Genomic DNA, 17,754 nt, shown 5'->3' with positions numbered 1-17,754 from the left:
GCGCCATGGCTCCGCTTCGCAGGGGCGCCGCCGCGACCGTCGCAAGCTTCGCGCTGCTTCTCACCAGCGCGTGTCTCACCGTGGGCCGGCCGTTCCCGACGGACGCCGTCGGCCAGCTCCAGATCGGACAGACCACGCGCGACGAGGTCCATCGGATCTTCGGCGAGCCGTGGCGCGCGGGCGTCGAAGACGGGCGGCGCACCTGGACCTACGGCCACTACCGCTACAAGCTCTTCGGCACCACCGAGACGCGCGACCTCGTGGTCCGGTTCGACGCCCGTGGCGTCGTCGTCTCGTACACCTTCAACGCCGCGCCGCCGCTCGACGGAGCCGTCGACCGCTAGCGCCGGCCGAGCTCCGACAGCGCCTTCTCGACCGAGCCGCCGGCCGCGTCGAGCGCGCGCTCGGCCTCGGCCGGCGACACGGCCGCGAGCTCGCACAGGATGCGCACGCCGCGCTCCTGCAGCTTGGTGTTCACCGCGCGAAGTCCCGTCATCAGGTTCCCCTGAACGCGCCCGAGCTTCACCATCACGGCGGTCGAGAGCGTGTGCAGGATCATCTTCTGGGCGAGTCCGCCCTTCATTCGCGTGGAGCCCGCGATCACCTCCGGGCCGACCACCGCGACGATCGCGATCTCCGCGCGCGTGGCGAGCGGTGAGTCGGGCACGCAGGTGATCCCGATCGTGCGCGCGCCGAGCCCCCGGGCGTGCTCGATCCCGGCCAGCGCGTACGGCGTTCGGCCGCTCGCCGAGAGCGCGACCAATGCGTCGCCGCTTCCGAACGCGAGCTTTCCGAGCTCGCGCACCGCGGCGCCGACGTCGTCCTCGGCGCCCTCGACCGCGCCGGTCAGCGCGGGCGCGCCGCCGGCGATCAGCGCCTGCACGCGCTCGGGATCGAGTCCGAACGTCGGCGGGATCTCGGCCGCGTCGAGCGCTCCGATCCGCCCGCTGGTGCCCGCGCCCAGGTTGATCCAGCGCCCGCCGGCCTCGAGTGTGGCGACCAGCGCCTGGCAGGCGCGCTCGATCGCGGGTCGCGTCTCGCGCACCGCGACCGCGACGCGCGCGTCCTCGTCCAGGATGCGCGAGACGAGCTCGGCGATCGGAAGCCGGTCGAGGTCGCGCGTGCGCGGGTTCGGCGCCTCCGTCACCGGTCCGCCCGGGGCGGGCTTCTTCGCCTCTGCCATCTAGAATCCCGCTCCGTGGCCTTCCGCTGCGATCCCGCGACACTGGCGCGCCTGGAGTGGCAGCGTCTGCTCGACTGCCTCGCCGCGCAGGCCGCGACCGCGCGCGGCGCCGAGGCGCTTCGCGCCGTCGCATTCCCGCCGACGCACGGAAGTGTAGTCGAACGGCTCGCCGAGACCAGCGAGGCCCGCGAGCTCATAGACCGCGGCCGCGAGCCGGGCTTCGGCGGCGTCGCCGATCTGCGCGCAGAGGTCACCGAGATCGCGCGCGGCCGGACGCTCGCAGCCGGCGAGCTCGCGAAGCTTCTCGCCACGCTCGAGGCCTCGCGGCGGGTGGGAGAATCGCTGGCGCAGAGCTCGCAGATCGCGCCGGGGCTCGCCGGCCTCGCGCAAACCCTCCCCGATCTGCGCGCGCTCGAGCAGGCGCTCGCCCGCGTCGTCACTCCCGCCGGCGAGATCCGCGAGGACGCGAGCCCTGAGCTCCGCCGCCTGCGCCGGCGCGTGCGCGATCTCGAGGGCGAGGTCGAACGCCAGATGGCGCGGCACCTGCGCGATCCCGACGTGCAAGCGCATCTTCAGGACTCCTACTCGACGTTTCGCGAGGGCCGGCCGGTTCTGCCCGTTCGCGTCGATTCGCGCCAGCGCGTGCGAGGGATCGTACACGACGTCTCATCGAGCGGAACGACCGTCTTCATTGAGCCCGACGAGGTGGTGGAGGTCGGCAATCGCCTGCGCATCGCGAAGACCGAGCTCACGCGTGAAGTCGAGCGACTTCTGCGCGAGCTCTGCGACGCGGCTCGCGAGCGCAGACTCGAGCTCGAGGGAATGGGCGCCACGCTCGAGCTGCTCGATGCCGCGTTCGCGCGCGGCCGCCTGTCGGGAAAGTCGCTCGGAGTCGCGCCCGACGTTTCGACCGACGCGGAGCTCGACCTACGCGGCCTGCGCCACCCGCTGCTGCTGCTCGAGGCCGGACTCGCGCCCGAGGACGTGGTTCCGAACGACCTCGCGCTGCTCGGGGCGGCGCGTTGCCTGGTCATCTCCGGACCGAACGCGGGCGGGAAGACCGTCGCGGCGAAGGCGGTGGGGCTCGCGGTGCTCTCGGTCCGGGCCGGGCTTCACGTCGCGTGCGAGCCCGGAACTCGCGTGCCGATCCTCGACGCGGTCTTCGCGGACATCGGCGACGAGCAGGACCTGCGTTCGGGGCTCTCGACCTTCTCGGCGCGGATGGCGAACCTGGCGGCGATCGTCGAGCAGGCGGACTCGCGCACGCTCGTGATCGCCGACGAGATCGGCGAGGGCACCGAGCCCGGCGAAGGCGCGGCGCTGGCGCAGGCGATCCTCGAGGCGCTGGTCGCGAAGGGCAGCTACGTGCTCGCGACCACGCACTTCAACCGGCTGAAGGAGCTGGCCGCGGGCGATGCGCGCTTCCTGAATGCGAGCGCCGAATTCGACTTCGCGACGCTGCTTCCCACCTTCAGGATCCACGCGGGCCAGCCGGGGTCGAGCGGCGCGATGTGGGCGGCGCAGCGGATGGGCCTGCCCGAGCCGGTGGTCGAGCGAGCGCGTGAGCTCCTGGATCGAGAGGACTCGCGTCTCGAGGCGCTGACGCGCGGGCTCTCGGAGCTGCGCCAGGAGCTCGAGGCGGAGCGGCTCGAAGCGCTGCGCATGCGCGCAGAGGGAGAGGCCGCGCGCGAAGCGTACGAGACCCGACTCGCGGCGCTGCGCAGCGCGCGCGAACAGGCGCTGGCGGCGATGAAGGCGGACCTCGAGAGCGCGTTCGCGCGCGCGCGCGCGGAGATCGCGCACGTGGTGCGCGGGCTGCAGCGCGGCGAGAGCGAGCCCGGACCGGAACGGGGCCGCGATGCGAACGCGGCGCGCGGCGCGCTCGAGCGGATTCGCGAGCGCACCGCCTCCGCGGAACGCGCGCACGCAGAGGTGCCCGCGCCGGAGACGACGCCCGCGGTCGATCTCGCCGCGCTCGGGCCCGATGCGCGCGTCGAGATCCGCGGGATTCCCGGCATCTGCGTCGTCGTCGCCGCGCCCGATCGGCGCGGTCGCGTGGCGGTGCGCGTCGGCGGCGTGCGCACGGTCGTGCCGGCCGGGCGGATCGCGCGCGTGCTCGCGGCCGGGTCCGCGCCGGCGCCGTCGTCGCGAAGCTCGCGGATCTCGGTGGAGCGTGCGGAAGACGGCGAGCCTGCACGGCTCGACTGCGACCTGCGGGGCTTGCGCGTGGACGAGGCGGTCGAGCGCGCCGAGGCTGCACTCCAGCGACTGCTCGGCCGCGGCGGCGGTCGCATCGTCTTCATCCACGGGCACGGAACGGGCGCGCTCCGCGATGCGATTCGCGCCTGGCTGCGGATCGCGCCGGGCGTGGGCAGCTTCGCGCCCGGAGATCCGCGCGAGGGCGGAAACGGCGTGACGGTGGCTACGCTCGCGGACTGAGCGCGCCTGGCTCGGCGGCCGCGCGCAGTCCCGACGCGAGCTCGCCCTCGAGGTGCGGCGCCACGAGCCAGTCTCCGGCGAGAGCCACGCGGCGCCCGGGCCGATTTCGCATCGATTCGCGCAGCACTTCGAGCGCGCGGTAGTGGCCGACGGAGAACGCCGGGAGCGCGCGCGGCAGCCGGTGCAGCCGACGAGCTTCGATCGCGCCGGAAAGGCCGGGAACCAGCCGCGCCGCGGATTCGATCAGGAAGTGCGCGATCTCGTCGTCGGGCCGGTGGCCGTGCCGCGCGAAGAGGCTCGGCCGCGCGACCAGGTGCAGGAGCCGGAGCCCGCGCGCGTCCGCGGGCGTCGCGTCGATCACGCCGGCGAGCTCGCCGCCCGCGCGCTCCGGAACGCACAGCACGCGAGCCGGAAGCTCGACACCGGGTCGTGTCGCCAGCGCGAGCGCGAGGCCCGATCCGGCCTCGAGCTTCCCGGCCGCCGCACGCTCCGCGGGCGATGCGTCGGGCAGCAGGCGCATCGCCTCGTCCGAGCCGACGGCGAGCAGAACCGCGTCCGCCGCCAGTCGTTCGCCGCTCTCGAGCCGAGCACCTCGGCCGTCGGTGTCGATCGCGGCGACGCGCGCGCCGGTGCGGATCTCGGGCGCGCGAGCCGCGAGCGCGTCGACCAGGGCCGCCGCGCCCGGGACCAGATCGAGGCCGATCTCCGCGCGCCCGTCGAGCAGCGCGAAGAGCAGCTCGCGACTCGTCTGCGCGGCATCGCTGCCGAACGCCGTCGCGAAGAGCGGCGCGAGGAACGCGTCGAGCGCGCGCCGGCCCAGGTACACGCGACAGAAGTCGGCGATGCTGCGGTCGTCGAGCCGGGTCGACCGCTCCGGCGCTTCCGGGTCGATCTCGGAGCCGAGCCAGCTCGAAAGGAGCGAGAGCCGCCGCAGACGCGGCGCCGCAAGCGGCGAGCGCCGCATCCATTCGCACGCTCGCGTCGATCCGGTGATCACGTGATCGCCGCGAAGCCAGCCGACGCGCGAGAGCGGGATGCGCGCGATCGCGGAGCCGAAGCCGAGCTCGGCTTCGAGCTCCGTGTACGCGCGCGCCGCCCGCGGCAGGAACGACGGCCAGCGCTCGCAGGCGATGCCCGCGAGAGTCTCCGTGGCGTGCTTGCCGCCGATGCCCGCGCTCGCCTCGAGCACGAGCACGCTTCGGCCGGCTGCGGCGAGTCGGTGCGCGGCGACCAGGCCCGAGAGCCCGGCGCCGACGATCAGCACCCGCTCAGGCGGGAGTGAGCGAGACATCGACGCCCAGGCGCCCGCCGCTCTCCTCGAGCGCCTTGGCCAGCCGCGCGGGATCGAGCGACTCGGGCACCTCCGCGAGCACGTTCATTCGATACAGCGCGGCGCCCGACGGCGAGGGCAGCGAGCTCGAGCGCAGGTCCGCGATGTTCACGTGCAGGTCGGCGAGCGTCCTGCAGATTCCCGCCACGATTCCGGCTCGGTCCATGCCTTGCGTCTCGATCGCGTACAGACGCGTGCCGGGCGCCGGGACCGGCGGGCGCGGCTCGCCTTCGAGCGGGCGGATGAAGATCGTGAGCCGGTGCTGCCACTCGAGCCGCCGCGCGCCGGCCGCCAGCCGCTGCTCCAGATCCGCGGATGCTCCGGAGCAGAGCAGGATCGCTGCGAACTCGTTGCCGAGAAGCGTCATCCGCGAGTCTTCCAGGTTCGCCTCGCTGTCGAAGACGAGCTGCGCGAGGTCGGCCACGATCCCCGGCCGGTCGCGTCCCACGGCCGAGACGATGAACCACTTCCTCACGTGCATTCCCCCGTGTTCGAGTCGAGCGCGATTGTACGTCAGCCCGCGGCCGGTGACGCGCGTCGTCGCCGGAAGCCGCAAAACGGCGCGCTGTTGCGCATCGGAGTCAGGTCGTCTGCGAGCGCGGAGCCGCGGCGCGAGCGCCGATTCCCGATCGATCCGCCGCAGAATCCACCCGCTACAGCGTGAGCTGCGCGCGGGGTCGGGCATTGGCACGTCGATTGCTCGATCGAGTGCTGCCCGGGGCTCGGTGCCTCGGGCATGGGAGTGCCCGGGCCGGAAACCCCTCCCCTCGCACTGTGCGAGGTTCCGGCCCGGGCTTTCTCTACTTAAGAGGCCCGTCTCCCGCCGACCCGGCGTGGGCTCGACTTGCCGGCGCGAAGTGCCGAAGCTGCAGTCGTGACGACTGGCGGACCGGTTCCGCTCGAGGCGCGCTCGGATCGGGTGCGGCGAGCGATCGTCTTGTCGGGGGGCGGCGCGCGCGGCGCGTACGAGGCCGGCGTGCTGCGCTTCGTGCTGGGCGAGCTGCCGCGTCGGCTCGGCTTCATGCCGCGCTTCGACGTCTACTCGGGAACGTCGGTCGGCGCCGTGCACACCTGCCACCTGGCGGCGATGTCGGACGACCCGGAGGCGGGCGTGCGGCAGCTGGTCGAGGTCTGGCGCCGGATGTCGTTCTCGACCGTGTACCGCTTCGGTGTAGGGGATGCCCTGGGCTTCTCCAGGGCGCTGTTCGGCTTCCTGTCGGGTCGACCCGTGGGCGTGGGCGACGACAAGGACCGCGTTCACGGGCTGCTCGACACATCTCCGCTCGAGCAGCTGGTCGTCGACGAGATCCCGTGGCGCCGCCTGCGGCAGAACCGCCGCGCGGGCCGCTACGCGGCGGTCTGCATCAGCGCCACGGAGATCGCGACCGGGCGCACGGTGACCTTCGTGGACCATCGCGAGCGCGGCGTGCCGACCTGGACGAACGACACCATGCACGTGGCCGCGCCGGCTCGGATCGCGCCCGAGCACGCGCTCGCCTCCGCCGCGATCCCTTTCCTGTTTCCGGCCGTGCGGATCGGCGAGACCTACTACTGCGACGGCAGCCTGCGCCAGCAGACGCCGCTCGCGCCGGCGCTTCGCCTCGGCTCCAATCGCGTGCTGGTGATCGGCCTGCGTCACTCGCGCACGCCCGCGCTCGACGAGCCGTTGGCCATGGAGCGCATCGAGCGCATGCACTCGGCCGGTTTCCTGTTCGGAAAAGTCCTGAACGCGCTGCTGATCGACCGGCTCGAGTACGACCTGGGCCAGATGCGCGTGATGAACCGCGTGCTCCGCGCCGGGCTCGAGCTCTGGGGCGACGACTACCTGGACCAGATCAACGTGCAGGTCGAGAAGGAGCGCGGCCTCGGCTTTCGGATCGTCGAGGACTGCCTGATCCGCCCCAGCGAGGACATCGGGTCGATCGCTGCGCGCCACGTCGAGCGCGTCCGGGCCAGCCCCGATCGGAGCTGGCTCGGGTCGCTGGCGTTCAACGCGCTGACGCGCGGCGCGCCTTCAGACGAGGCCGACCTGATGAGCTACCTGCTCTTCGACGGCGAGTACGCGGCGGAGCTGATCGACCTTGGCTACCGCGACGCGGAGGTCATGGAAGCCGACCTGTTCCGCTTCTTCAGCTCTTGAACTTGATCTCGAGCGACGCGGACTCGCGGGCGCGCTCCAGCGCGTGCTCGATCAGCCGGTCGACCAGCTCGGGAAGCGCGATTCCCGAGGCCTCCCAGAGCTTCGGGTACATGCTCCCGTCGGTGAAACCGGGAAGCGTGTTGAGCTCGTTCAGGTACGGCCGGCCGGTCGAGCGCTCCAGGAAGAAATCGACGCGCGCCATTCCCCAGCACTTGAGCGCGCGGAACGCCCGCAGCGCGAGCGCGCGCATCTCGTCGCTCTGCGCCGGCGAGACGTCGGCCGGGATCAGCAGCTGCGTCGACTCCGCGGCGTACTTCGCCTCGTAGTCGTAGAACTCGGACGCGAAGCGGATCTCACCGAGCACGGAGGCCCGGGGATCGAATCCTCCGAGCACGGCGCACTCGACCTCGCGCGCGTCGACGAACGGCTCGACCAGCACGTCGTGGTCGTAGCGCGACGCGTCCTTGATCGCGGAGACCAGGTGCGCGCGCGAGCGCACCTTGTGCACGCCCACCGACGAGCCGGTGTTGGTCGGCTTGACGAAGACCGGGTAGGGGAACGCTTCCTCGATCGCCTCGATGAAATCGCTGGTGGAGCGCTGCGCGTCGTGGCGGCGGATCTCCCGGCACGGTACGACGGGAACGCCCGCATCGCGGAGCACGGATTTGCTGATCACCTTGTCCATGCACATCGCGGTCGAGAGCACGCCACAGCCGACGTAGGGCATGGCGGCGAGCTCGAGCATTCCCTGCAGCGTGCCGTCCTCTCCGCCGCGTCCGTGGATGATCGGGAAGACCACGTCGAGCGGCGCAGCGAGCGTGGGGCGCGAGTCGTCGCGGCGCAGCAGCTCGAGCCCGGCTCGGAGACCGGCGAAGGCGGTCTGCGCGCGCGCATTCCCGATCACGGCCTCGGGAAGCAGCTCGAGATCGTCCTCGGCCACGTGCCAGCGACCATCGTGGCCTACACCAATCAGCACCGGCACGTAGCGCGACGGGTCGAGCGCCTGGAGGATGGTGGTCGCCGACGTGACGGAGACCTCGTGCTCCGTCGATCGCCCCCCGAATACGATTCCCACGCGCAGCTTCGTCACGCCGCGAGGATAGCAGCGAGCATCGCGCTGTCATTGACACGTTTCGCCGCGCCTCCGTACCCTGGATCGATGAGCCGCGCCGCCGCCGACAGCATCGCCACGAGCGACGCCCTCGCCATGCAGGCGGCGCTGCTGGCGCGGCTTGGCGCTCTGGAGTCGCTCGTCGTCGCCTACTCCGGCGGGGTCGATTCCGCCTATCTGGCCTGGGCCGCGCACCGTTCGCTCGGCACGCGCGCCGTGGCCGTGACCGCGCTCTCGCCGTCGTATCCGCGCAGTCATCGCGAGGCGGCCGAGCGAACCGCGCGCGAGGTGGGCTTCCGCCACGAGTGGATCTCTTCGCGCGAGCACGAGAACCCGGACTACGCGCGGAACGCTCCGGATCGCTGCTACTTCTGCAAGAGCGAGCTCTTCGACCGGCTCGAAGCGCTCCGCGCCGAGCGGGGCATCGCGGCGGTCGCCTACGGAATCAACCGCGACGACACCTCCGACTTCCGCCCGGGGCACCGCGCCGCGCAGGAGCACCGGGTGCTCTCGCCGCTTCTCGACGTCGGGCTCGGCAAGCGCGAGATCCGCGCTCTCTCGGCGGCCGCGGGCTTATCGGCGGCGGAGCTCCCGGCATCGGCGTGCCTCTCGTCGCGCGTTCCCTACGGAAGCCCCGTGACGCCCGAGAAGCTGGCGCAGATCGACCGCGCCGAGGACGAGCTTCGCGCGCTCGGCTATCGACAGCTCCGCGTACGACACCACGGCGATCTCGCGCGCGTCGAGCTCGCGCGCGAGGAGCTGCCGCGCGCGCTCTCGCCCGACGCGCTGCGCGAGATCGGAAAGCGCGTCCGCGCCGCGGGCTTCCGCTGGGTGTCGCTCGACGTCGACGGCTACCGCTCCGGCTCGGCGAACGAGATCCTGCAGATCTCGAAGCCGGATTCGTGAGCACGCGCGAGCTCGTGGCCGCGGGCGCCCCCGTCGAGCAGGGCCGGGCGCAGGGTGGGGCGTTCGCACAGGCGATCTTGCGCGAGCTCTCGCGCCAGCGCCGAGCGCTTCCCTGGCTCGCGCGTCGCGCACTGCTGCGGCGCGTGCGCGCGACCAGCGCGCGAGCGATCGCCACGCAGCTCCCCTGGCAGCGCGAGCGGCTCGAGGGGATCGCACTCGCCTCGCACGCGCCGCTCGGCGGGCTCGAGCTGGCCGAGGCGCTCGATCGCGTGCAGGGCGCGGCGTTCGTCAGCGGAACGGTGTTGCAGGCGGCCTTCGACGTTCCGGCGGAGCTGCGATCCCTGCTCGTGCTTCGCAGCAGTCGGCCCGACGCGGGCGGGTTTCCCAGCGTCGAGCTCGCGCTCGCCCATCTCTCGGGCTGTCTGTGCGGCGTGAACGCGGAGGGCATCGCCGCCGTCTGCGTTCGCGACGGCGCGCGCGACCAGCCGTCGCTGCGCTTTCTCGCGCAGGAGATCCTGTTCCGCGCGCGCGATCTCGACGCGGGCATCGACCACCTGCGCCGGCGCGCCTCCTATGCCGGCGGCACCGGCACGCTCGTGGTCGCGGACGGAACCGGCGCTACGCGAGTGCTCGAGCTCCGGCGCGGCGAGCTCGCCGTCCGCGACGCCTCGCTCCTGCCCGCTCGCGCGGCGGTGCCGATGGTCGAGATCGACACCGCCGCGATCCGCCTGGTCTGGTCGGGCGAGGAGCGCCGCGAGGTCAGCCCGCGCTAGAGTCGTGGCATGGGGAAGAGCCCGTACCTCGAGGGGAACTTCGCTCCCGTCGGGCGCGAGATCGAGGCCGAGAACCTCGTGATCGAGGGCGAGCTGCCGCGCGAGCTCGACGGTCTGTACCTGCGAAACGGCGCGAACCCGCGGCTCGAGCCGCTGGGGCGGTATCACTGGTTCGACGGCGACGGAATGCTGCACGCGATCGAGCTTCGCGACGGGCGCGCGAGCTACCGGAATCGCTGGGTGCGCACGAAGGGCTTCGAGCTCGAGCGCAAACGCGACCGCGCGATCTGGACCGGCGTGCTCGAGCGGCCGCAGTTCGACAACCCCGACGGCCCGACCAAGAACAGCGCGAACACCTCGGTGGTCATGCACGCGGGCAAGCTGCTCGCGCTGCACGAGCAGGGCGAGCCGTACGAGATCGCACTGCCGGGCCTGGAGACGCGCGGACCCTGCACATTTCGGAAGCGCCTGCACCACGCGTTCAGCGCGCACCCGAAGATCGATGCGCAGAGCGGCGAGATGTTCGGCTTCGGCTACAGCCCGGTCGCCAAACCCCACCTGCAGTACTCGGTGATCGCCGCCGACGGCGCGCTCGCCCACACCACCGCGATCGAGCTTCCGATCGGCGTGATGATGCACGACTTCGCCATCACCGAGCGCTACGCGGTGTTCATGAACCACCCCTACACCTACGACGTCCGGCGCATGCTCCGCGGCGAGCCGATCGGGGCGTTCGAGCCCGAGCGCGGCTCGTACCTGGGGGTGCTTGCGCGCCGCGCGTCGGGCGGAGCGATCCGCTGGTTCGCGATCGCGCCCTGCTTCGTCTTTCACACCGTGAACGCCTGGGACGACGGCGAGGCCGTCGTGCTCGAGGTCTGTCACCGCCGCTCGCTGGCGCTCCGCTTCGACGACTCCGGGCCGAGCCCGATCGGCGAGACCCCGGTGCTCTTGCGCTGGCGGATCGATCCGGCTCGCGGCACGGTGCGCGAGGAGCAGCTCGACGACCAGAGCGCGGATCTGCCGCGAATCCACGAGGCCCTGGTCGGCCGACGCGCGCGCTTCGCCTACGCCGCGCGTTTCCGCCGCGACGTGGGCCTGCCGCTCGCGTCGGGTCTGCTCAAGTACGACCTGCTGCGCGGTGGCTGGCAGGCGCACGAGTACGGCCGGAACCGCAACGGCGGCGAGGCCGTCTTCGTGCCGCGACCTGGAGCGCGAGACGAGGACGACGGCCACCTGCTCTCGCTCGTGCACGACGAGGCGGAAGCCCGCTCGGAGCTCCTGGTGATCGACGCGCGGAACGTGACGGGCGAGCCCGTCGCGCGCGTGCATCTGCCCCAGCGAGTTCCGTACGGCTTCCACGGCGCTTGGCTACCGGGCGCCCGGATCGAGGCACGCAGCTGGTTTTCGCCCGATCTTCGGCGTGAGATCGCAGCGCACTCAAGCTCTCGAAGATCCGACCGTAGCGAGAATCAGCGACGGCGCGATGCCGTCCAAGGCTGCGCTCCATGCCACCGCCGAATCCGAGCCATGCGCTCTCCGAGTTCCTGAGCCGCTATCGTGCGGCGCTGGTCATCTTGTCGGGCGAGGCGCGCGGAATGGAGTACCGGCTCGACCAGTCGCGCACCGCGCTCGGCCGCGGGCCCGGAGTCGACCTCGCTCTCGACGACGCGGGAATGCGCTGCCAGCACGCCCTGGTCGAGTTCCGCTCGGGCCACTTCGCGCTTCGCGATCTCGCAAGCTCTGATCCGGAGGCGCTCGAGCTCAAAGATGGCGATCGATTCCGTCTGGGCGCGCACGAGTTCGCGTTCGTGCTCGAGCCGAAGGCCTGAAGCGCGTCTAGTAGCCGCGGAAGTCCTTCGCCGCCAGGTACGCGAAGTACACGCTCGCCACGTGGAGCAGGAAGCCCGGCACCAGGATCGCCCAGTAGCCGAAGCCCGTGGCCAGGAACCAGAGCAGCCCTCCGCCGAGCCGACCTGCGTACACGTGACCCAGGCCGGGCACCAATACCGAGAGCACCGCGGCGACACCGGGGCTGGGCACCCGCGCGACCCGCTCGATCGGTTCGAGGTCGCGATCGTCCACCATCATCTCGTTGCCTCCTCTGCGGCGCTGCGAGAGCAAGCGGCGTGCCGGGCGCCCGCTCTACTCTGAACGGCGCTCGCGACCGCAAGCTGCAGCGATCGGACGACAGGGCAAGGGCGAGCTTGCATCCGCGCGGATCGCGAGTCCGGCGAGCGAGACCGCGAGCCAGAGTCCCGGAAGCGCGGCGAGAGCTGTTGCGGCGAAGAACAGCGGCCAGCCCAGAAGCTCCGCGAGCCAGCCGGCCGACGACGCGAGCACCGTGCGGCCGGTCGCGGCGAGCGAGGAGAGCAGCGCGTACTGCGTGGCCGTGAACTCCGCGTTGCAGAGCTCCGAGAGGTAGGCGACGAAGGCCGCCGAGACGAGGCCGCTGGTGAAGTTCTCGATCGCGACCACGGCGCCGAGCGCCGTGAGGTCGTGCCCGACGTACGCCAGCGCCGTGAAGGCGAAGTTGGAGAGCGCCGCGAACACGCCCGCGCCGACCAGACCGCGCGCGATTCCGCTGCGGAACACCAGCGCGCCGCCGGCCGCGATCCCCGCCATGGTCGCGAGCACCCCGAAGACCTTCACGACGCCTGCGATCTCGAGCTTGCTGAAGCCGAGCTGCACGTAGAACGCGGTCGACATCCCGCCCGCGAGCGCGTCGCCGAAGCGGTAGAGCACGACGAAGAGCAGGATCACGCCCCAGCGCGGGCGCGAGCTGAACTCCGCGAACGGTCTCAGCACCGCCTCGCGCAGGAAGCCCGAGACCGAGCGGGCCTCGAGATTGCGCGGGTGCGGCGGCTCGGGCGTGAGAAGCACCGTGACCAGCCCGACACCAACGAGTGACGCCATGACCAGGTACGCCCTCGGCCAGCCGAAGAGCTCCGCAAGCGCCATCGCGCCCGCTCCGGAGGCGATCACCCCGAAGCGGTAGCCCCACTGCGTCGCGGCCGCGCCTGCACCCTGCTCGTCGGCGTCGAGGAGCTCGATGCGGTAGGCGTCGATCACGATGTCCTGGCTGGCGGAGAGGAACGCGACCAGCGCTGCGAACCCCGCCGTGCGCCAGACGTCGCGCGCCGGATCCGAGGCGCCGAGCGCCGCGATCGCGCCCGCGAGCGCGAGCTGGATCACGACGGACCAGGAGCGGCGCTGGCCCAGCCGAGCCGTGAGCCACGGCAGCGGCACGCGGTCGATCAGCGGAGACCAGACGAACTTCGCGCTGTAGGCGACGCCGACCAGCGCGAACAGGCCGATGTCCACCAGCGAGACATGCGCCTCGGCGAGCCAGGCCTGCAGCGTCGCGCCGGTGAGCGCCAGCGGCAGACCGCTCGCGAATCCCATCGCCAGGATCGCCAGCAGGCGCGGGTTGCCGTACACGCGCAGCGCCTGCGCCCACGTGTTCATCGCAAGCTCGCTTCGGGTTCACGAGGACGCATCTTCGTCCTCATCGGCGCGGGCTCACGCCGGATTGACGAGAAAAGTCCCCAAGCGGAAGCCGCGACCCGCGGCGAGCGCCGCCGCCGCGGTCACGGGCTTCTCGAGCGACGCGAATGCGCCGCCAAAGACGGCGAAGCGCGCCGCGCCGGCGGCGTCGGCGGCGTCGAAGGCGACGCGTTGCGACTCGCGCACGTCGTCGTGCTCGTAGGTCGCCAGGTACCAGGCGCGCCCCGGCGCGAGCGGCACGGCCTTCACCACCAGCGCGTCGTGGCGGACGATCGCGAGCCAGCCGGTCTCGCCTTCCAGCGGAACGACGCCTGCGATCCGCGGGGTCTGAAGCGAGTCCTTCTCGTAGTCCAGCGCGAGCAGCGACTGTGCCAGCGCGTCGCGCGGCGGTACTCCCATCGCGATCTTCTCCGCGATCGGATCGGTGTGACTGCCGTTGGTCGCCACCGCGAACTCTCCCGCGATGCGCACGGCGTTGTAGGCGATGTACGGGTTCTTGTGCAGATCGCCCTCGTGCCCGGGCCGCGGAACGATCGCGAGCCGCCCGTCGACCTCGACCGCCATCCGGTTGGGGAACGAGCGCGACGAGACCCGGTACAGCGCCGCGTTGGCCCCGGCACGATTTCGACCCACCGCGACGATCCTGCCGACGTACATGCGCTAGCCTCACGCTCGAGAGTGCGTGTCGATCATAGCCGGAGCCGCTGCCGGGCGCGCGCCGGCGGGAGGATCCATGACCACCTACCTGCACGAGGGGATCGCTCTCTATCTGGACCGACGGATCGACTGGGACGACTACTTCCGACTGCGGAAGGGCGATGCGGTCGACGTCCTTGCCGAGCGTGCGGCGCTTCGCGGGGTGCTCGAGACCTGCGCGGAGATCTGCGCCTCGCTCGAGCCCGCGTCGCGCGCGGGCTGGTGGCAGGCCGCGACGCTCGAGGACGGCCGCGTCGAGCCGCCCGCGCACGTGCGCGACGGCTACGAAAAGCTGCGCGACGCGGGGCTGGTGGCGTTCGGGATCTCCGAACGCTTCGGCGGCTTCGAGCTTCCCACCACGATCGCGAACGTGATCCTGCAGATGATCTCGCGCGCGGACGCCGCGCTGATGACGGTGATGGGACTCCAGGCCGGCGTCGCCGAGGACATCCAGCGCTACGCGCCCGAGGAGCTCTGCCAGCGCTACCTGCCCGGCTTCGTCTCGGGAGAGCTGCAGGGCGCGATGGACCTGACCGAGCCGCAAGCCGGCTCGGACCTGGGCGCGATCTCGACGCGCGCCGTCGAGGACGCGGGTCGGTTCTTCCTGGACGGCCAGAAGATCTTCATCACCAACGGCGGGGCGGAGATCCACTTGGTGCTCGCGCGCGACGCCGACACCTTCGAGCTCTCGAAGGGAACCACCAAGGGGCTCTCGCTCTTCCTCTGCCCGCGCACGCTCCCCGACGGGAGCGCGAACCGCATTACCGTCGAGCGGCTCGAGCACAAGCTCGGCATCCACGGCTCGCCGACGGCGGCGGTCCGTCTCGAACGCGCCGAGGCCTGGCGGATCGGCGTGAAGGGCGACGGCTTCCGCGCCATGCTCGATCTGATGAACAACGCACGGCTGGGCGTGGCCGCGCAGGGCGTGGGAATCGCCGAGGCCGCGGTCGTCGAGGCGATCCGCTACTCGCGCGAGCGAAAGCAGTTCGGCATGCCGATCGGCGACCAGCCGCTGATGAAGAGCCTGCTCTCGAGAATGGTCGTGAGCCTGGAAGGCAGCCGGGCGCTGCTGTACCGCGTCTCGGCGCTCGTCGATCGCAACACCGCGATCCAGGCCGCGCTGGCGCGCGAGACGACGCTCTCGGAAGCGGAGCGCGCCGAGCTCGGCCGCGGCTTCGAGCGCAACCAGACGCAGATCCGCCTGTTCACGCCGCTCGCCAAGTACCTGGCCACGGAGAGCTGCGACTCGATCACGCGCGACGCGATCCAGGTGCACGGCGGAATCGGCTTCATGGCGGAGTCGACCGTCGGCAAGCTCCACCTCGACGGCATCATCACCACGATCTACGAGGGCACCAGCGAGATCCAGGTCAGCTTCGCTCTGAAGGAGATCGGCAAGGGCGCGCTCACGATCGTCTTCGACGAGCTGCGCAAGGAGCTCGGTGCGCTCGGGCAGGCGGCGCTGCGCCCGTTCGCCGAGCGGGTCCTGGCGGGAATCGAGCGGATCGAGGAGTCGTCCGTCGCGCTGATCCGCGACTTCGGCTACGCGCTGCTCTCCGCACAGGCCGTCGCAGAGATGGTGATTGCAGTGATCGTGGCGACGGAGTTACTCCGCCAGGCCGACATCTCACCAGACCGGACAGAGCTCGCAGCGCGATGGGTTCACATGAAGATGCTGGAGCTCGAGAGCCATGCGCGCCGGGTCATCGACGGTGACGCGGGTCGGATCGAGCGCTGCGAGAAGATCGTCCGACTCTGGAGCGAGTGACTCCGTAGATCCGGATCAAGGCCGCACTCCGCCTCGCCGAATCACACTCGGGTGGCGCCGGCACGACCTGTCGGCGCCGCGACCCGAGGGAGAGACATGTCGTGAAGGCGGCCCTGCTGGGTCTCGCGCTGGCCGTCGCGTCGCTCGATGCGTTTGCCGACGAGGCGGCGCTCGAGAACGCACGTTCGCTCGTTCTGGAAGCGCGGCTGCCGCAGGCGGTCGACGCGTACTCCGCGATCCTCGCCCGCTCGCCTGCGGAGCGGGAGCCCAGGCTCGAACGCGCCCGAACGCTCGCCTGGCTCGGCCGTCACGACGAAGCGCTCGCCGATCTCGACCTGCTTCTCGAGCGCGATCCCGACGACGCCGATGCGTCGATCGCGCGCGCGGCTTCTGGGCTGGATGGGTCGCGCGGCCGAGGGCGAGGCGCAGCTGCTGCGCGTGCTCGAAGCGAGGCCGACCGACGTCGACGCGTTGCTCACGCTCGAGGATCTGCGGCGCTGGCAGGGGAGCGGGACGGAGGCGCCCGCGAAGCAGGCGACACCCGAATCGGCGCCGCGCGATCGCCGCGCGCGGCTCGACGTCGGCCTGCAGCTCGACGCTCTCGACGGCGACCGCAGCGACTGGTGGCACGCCGACACGTTCCTCTCGGCTCCCGTCTCCGAGACCGTCGTGCTCCGCGGCGGCATCGACCAGTACCGCCGCTTCGACGAGAACGCGACGCAGGCGACCCTCGGCGCGCTGTTTCGCCTGCCGCAGGGATGGTCCGTCGACGCGCGCGCGACCACGGGCTTCGGCGCGGAGGTCGTCGCGCGCAGCGTTCTCGACGTGGAGCTGGCCCGAAGCCTGGGCGAGCGCGTCACCTCGCGCCTGCGCGGCCGCTACTCGCGCTTCGCGGGAGACATCGACTCGATCTCCGTCTCGCCGGGGCTCGAGCTCTTGCCGCTTCCGGAGCTGCGCGTGACCGCCCGCTACTACCTGACGCGCATCACCGGGGGCCGGACGGGGCACACGGGGTCGCTGCAGCTGGATCTGGTCCCGGAGTCACGCGTCAGCCCCTACGCGTTCGGCGCCTTCGGGACCGAGGTCTTCGCCCCGACCACCGTCGACGAGGAGCGCTCGCGCGCGCGAATCCTCACGCTGGGGACGGGTGTGCGCTTGCTGCTCCGGGACGATCTCGGTCTGCGTCTTTGCATCGAGTACGAGGACCTTCGATCCACCTACGAGAGGCTCGGCGTGGGCGCCGGTCTCTTCGTGAAGTTCTGAACCGATGCTGCTCACCGACTTCCACGACGAGCTCGTCGCGATCGTCTTCGGACTCCTGGCCGGGATTCTCGCGATCCTGACCGGAACGCTGCTCCACCACGGCTGGATCGCGCGGCGAATGCGCGCGGACGCCATCCGCGCGTCCACGCTGCTTCCGCTCGTCTGCGCCTGGATCTGCGATCCGGCGCGGTGCGAGCCGACACTCGACGAGATCCGAGCTTCCGATCGCCGCAGGATCCTGCCGATGCTGATCCAGCTCGCGCTCGATCTCCGCGGCGACGAGTCGGCGCGGATCGGCGAGCTTGCCGTCGCGATCGGACTCGCAGACGCGGAGTCCCGGCGGCTTCGCTCCTGGCGCGTGACGGCCAGGGCCGAAGCCGCGAAGAATCTCGGTCTCCTCCGCGTGCGCAGCGCGCTTCCCGCGCTGCTCCGGCTGGTGAAGACGGACCCGCACTTCGAGGTGCGACACGCGGGCGCGTGGGCGCTAGGAGCCTGACCCAAGACTCTCTCGCGCGCTAGCATGGCGAGGATGGGTGAGAGAGGCGATTTCAAGGGGTACGAGCAACACCAGGGTTTGTTGCTTCCGGTATATATCAGCGACGCTCTGGATCGTTCGGACGTGACCTTCTTCATCGACGAAG

General features: G+C 71.5%; 17 protein-coding genes. 10 read left to right on the top strand and 7 right to left on the bottom strand.

What is annotated here, in order from left to right; all coding sequences use genetic code 11:
* Positions 1 to 5: 5 nt before the first annotated feature.
* A complete protein-coding gene (locus FJ108_11190) occupies positions 6 to 344 on the top strand; it encodes an outer membrane protein assembly factor BamE (GenBank protein ID MBM4336458.1) in 339 nt (112 codons plus the stop codon).
* On the opposite strand, the gene FJ108_11185 is transcribed toward FJ108_11190, so the two are convergent.
* Positions 341 to 1,183, bottom strand: a complete 843-nt coding sequence (locus FJ108_11185; protein ID MBM4336457.1) for an N-acetylmuramic acid 6-phosphate etherase — start codon at positions 1,181 to 1,183, stop codon at positions 341 to 343. The genes FJ108_11190 and FJ108_11185 overlap by 4 nt on opposite strands.
* A 15-nt stretch (positions 1,184 to 1,198) precedes the next feature.
* On the opposite strand from FJ108_11185, the gene FJ108_11180 reads away from it, so the two are divergent.
* Positions 1,199 to 3,622, top strand: a complete 2,424-nt coding sequence (locus FJ108_11180) for a hypothetical protein (protein ID MBM4336456.1) — start codon at positions 1,199 to 1,201, stop codon at positions 3,620 to 3,622.
* Here FJ108_11180 and FJ108_11175 read toward each other — a convergent pair.
* Together FJ108_11175 and FJ108_11170 are read right to left on the bottom strand one after the other, a co-directional pair.
* Positions 3,606 to 4,913 carry an FAD-dependent oxidoreductase gene (locus FJ108_11175; GenBank protein MBM4336455.1) on the bottom strand — a complete coding sequence of 436 codons (1,308 nt, stop codon included), beginning with the start codon at positions 4,911 to 4,913 and terminating at the stop codon, positions 3,606 to 3,608. The two genes, FJ108_11180 and FJ108_11175, sit on opposite strands and share 17 nt — an antisense overlap.
* Positions 4,891 to 5,643 carry a hypothetical protein gene (locus FJ108_11170; protein MBM4336454.1) on the bottom strand — a complete coding sequence of 251 codons (753 nt, stop codon included), beginning with the start codon at positions 5,641 to 5,643 and terminating at the stop codon, positions 4,891 to 4,893. The genes FJ108_11175 and FJ108_11170 overlap by 23 nt, the downstream gene beginning before the upstream one ends.
* A gap of 153 nt (positions 5,644 to 5,796) precedes the next feature.
* On the opposite strand from FJ108_11170, the gene FJ108_11165 reads away from it, so the two are divergent.
* A complete protein-coding gene (locus FJ108_11165; protein MBM4336453.1) occupies positions 5,797 to 7,092 on the top strand; it encodes a hypothetical protein in 1,296 nt (431 codons plus the stop codon).
* On the opposite strand, the gene FJ108_11160 is transcribed toward FJ108_11165, so the two are convergent.
* Positions 7,082 to 8,182: a D-alanine--D-alanine ligase gene (locus FJ108_11160; GenBank protein MBM4336452.1), complete on the bottom strand. Its 1,101-nt coding sequence runs from the start codon at positions 8,180 to 8,182 to the stop codon at positions 7,082 to 7,084. The genes FJ108_11165 and FJ108_11160 overlap by 11 nt on opposite strands.
* Positions 8,183 to 8,251: 69 nt before the next feature.
* Between FJ108_11160 and larE the strand changes: the two genes are divergently transcribed.
* The 4 genes from larE to FJ108_11140 are packed head-to-tail and all read left to right on the top strand — an operon-like array spanning position 8,252 to position 11,711.
* Complete coding sequence (gene larE, locus FJ108_11155; GenBank protein MBM4336451.1) at positions 8,252 to 9,109, top strand: ATP-dependent sacrificial sulfur transferase LarE; 858 nt, start codon at positions 8,252 to 8,254, stop codon at positions 9,107 to 9,109.
* Positions 9,106 to 9,882, top strand: coding sequence for a hypothetical protein (locus FJ108_11150; protein ID MBM4336450.1), 777 nt, complete (start codon positions 9,106 to 9,108; stop codon positions 9,880 to 9,882). Before larE ends, FJ108_11150 begins: the two co-directional genes overlap by 4 nt.
* Positions 9,883 to 9,891: 9 nt before the next feature.
* The gene (locus tag FJ108_11145) at positions 9,892 to 11,430 is read left to right on the top strand and encodes a 9-cis-epoxycarotenoid dioxygenase (GenBank protein MBM4336449.1); all 1,539 of its coding nucleotides are present in this window, start codon (positions 9,892 to 9,894) and stop codon (positions 11,428 to 11,430) included.
* On the top strand, positions 11,388 to 11,711 hold the full coding sequence (locus FJ108_11140) for an FHA domain-containing protein (protein ID MBM4336448.1): 324 nt from the start codon (positions 11,388 to 11,390) through the stop codon (positions 11,709 to 11,711). The genes FJ108_11145 and FJ108_11140 overlap by 43 nt, the downstream gene beginning before the upstream one ends.
* A gap of 7 nt (positions 11,712 to 11,718) precedes the next feature.
* On the opposite strand, the gene FJ108_11135 is transcribed toward FJ108_11140, so the two are convergent.
* The 3 genes from FJ108_11135 to FJ108_11125 are packed head-to-tail and all read right to left on the bottom strand — an operon-like array spanning position 11,719 to position 14,043.
* Positions 11,719 to 11,967, bottom strand: a complete 249-nt coding sequence (locus FJ108_11135) for a hypothetical protein (protein ID MBM4336447.1) — start codon at positions 11,965 to 11,967, stop codon at positions 11,719 to 11,721.
* A 57-nt stretch (positions 11,968 to 12,024) separates the two neighbouring features.
* A complete protein-coding gene (locus tag FJ108_11130) occupies positions 12,025 to 13,347 on the bottom strand; it encodes an AmpG family muropeptide MFS transporter (GenBank protein MBM4336446.1) in 1,323 nt (440 codons plus the stop codon).
* Between the two features lie 54 nt (positions 13,348 to 13,401).
* Complete coding sequence (locus tag FJ108_11125) at positions 13,402 to 14,043, bottom strand: IMP cyclohydrolase (GenBank protein MBM4336445.1); 642 nt, start codon at positions 14,041 to 14,043, stop codon at positions 13,402 to 13,404.
* A gap of 76 nt (positions 14,044 to 14,119) precedes the next feature.
* Between FJ108_11125 and FJ108_11120 the strand changes: the two genes are divergently transcribed.
* From FJ108_11120 to FJ108_11110, 3 genes are all read left to right on the top strand, one after another.
* Entirely contained in the window at positions 14,120 to 15,850 is a 1,731-nt protein-coding gene (locus FJ108_11120) for a hypothetical protein (protein ID MBM4336444.1), read from the top strand.
* A 147-nt stretch (positions 15,851 to 15,997) separates the two neighbouring features.
* Positions 15,998 to 17,113 (top strand): YaiO family outer membrane beta-barrel protein, encoded by a 1,116-nt coding sequence (gene yaiO / locus FJ108_11115; GenBank protein ID MBM4336443.1) that lies wholly within the window; start codon positions 15,998 to 16,000, stop codon positions 17,111 to 17,113.
* Positions 17,114 to 17,117: 4 nt separating this feature from the next.
* Positions 17,118 to 17,609, top strand: coding sequence for a hypothetical protein (locus FJ108_11110; GenBank protein ID MBM4336442.1), 492 nt, complete (start codon positions 17,118 to 17,120; stop codon positions 17,607 to 17,609).
* The last annotated feature ends 145 nt before the right edge of the window (positions 17,610 to 17,754 follow it).

This window comes from Deltaproteobacteria bacterium, assembly GCA_016875225.1.
Classification (GTDB): Bacteria; Myxococcota_A; UBA9160; order SZUA-336; family SZUA-336; genus VGRW01.
The sequence above is the reverse complement of the archived record's forward strand: the minus strand, read 5'-3'. Positions and strand labels throughout refer to the sequence as shown.

Bases quoted from the DNA above. Each gene is read 5' to 3' on its own strand.
- FJ108_11135 (MBM4336447.1), bottom strand. From the start codon at position 11,967: ATGGTGGACGATCGCGACCTCGAACCGATCGAGCGGGTCGCGCGGGTG.
- FJ108_11130 (MBM4336446.1), bottom strand. From the start codon at position 13,347: ATGAACACGTGGGCGCAGGCGCTGCGCGTGTACGGCAACCCGCGCCTG.
- FJ108_11175 (MBM4336455.1), bottom strand. From the start codon at position 4,913: ATGTCTCGCTCACTCCCGCCTGAGCGGGTGCTGATCGTCGGCGCCGGG.
- FJ108_11140 (MBM4336448.1), top strand. From the start codon at position 11,388: ATGCCACCGCCGAATCCGAGCCATGCGCTCTCCGAGTTCCTGAGCCGC.
- FJ108_11125 (MBM4336445.1), bottom strand. From the start codon at position 14,043: ATGTACGTCGGCAGGATCGTCGCGGTGGGTCGAAATCGTGCCGGGGCC.
- yaiO (MBM4336443.1), top strand. From the start codon at position 15,998: ATGCGTTTGCCGACGAGGCGGCGCTCGAGAACGCACGTTCGCTCGTTC.
- FJ108_11120 (MBM4336444.1), top strand. From the start codon at position 14,120: ATGACCACCTACCTGCACGAGGGGATCGCTCTCTATCTGGACCGACGG.
- FJ108_11110 (MBM4336442.1), top strand. From the start codon at position 17,118: ATGCTGCTCACCGACTTCCACGACGAGCTCGTCGCGATCGTCTTCGGA.
- FJ108_11145 (MBM4336449.1), top strand. From the start codon at position 9,892: ATGGGGAAGAGCCCGTACCTCGAGGGGAACTTCGCTCCCGTCGGGCGC.
- larE (MBM4336451.1), top strand. From the start codon at position 8,252: ATGAGCCGCGCCGCCGCCGACAGCATCGCCACGAGCGACGCCCTCGCC.
- FJ108_11185 (MBM4336457.1), bottom strand. From the start codon at position 1,183: ATGGCAGAGGCGAAGAAGCCCGCCCCGGGCGGACCGGTGACGGAGGCG.
- FJ108_11190 (MBM4336458.1), top strand. From the start codon at position 6: ATGGCTCCGCTTCGCAGGGGCGCCGCCGCGACCGTCGCAAGCTTCGCG.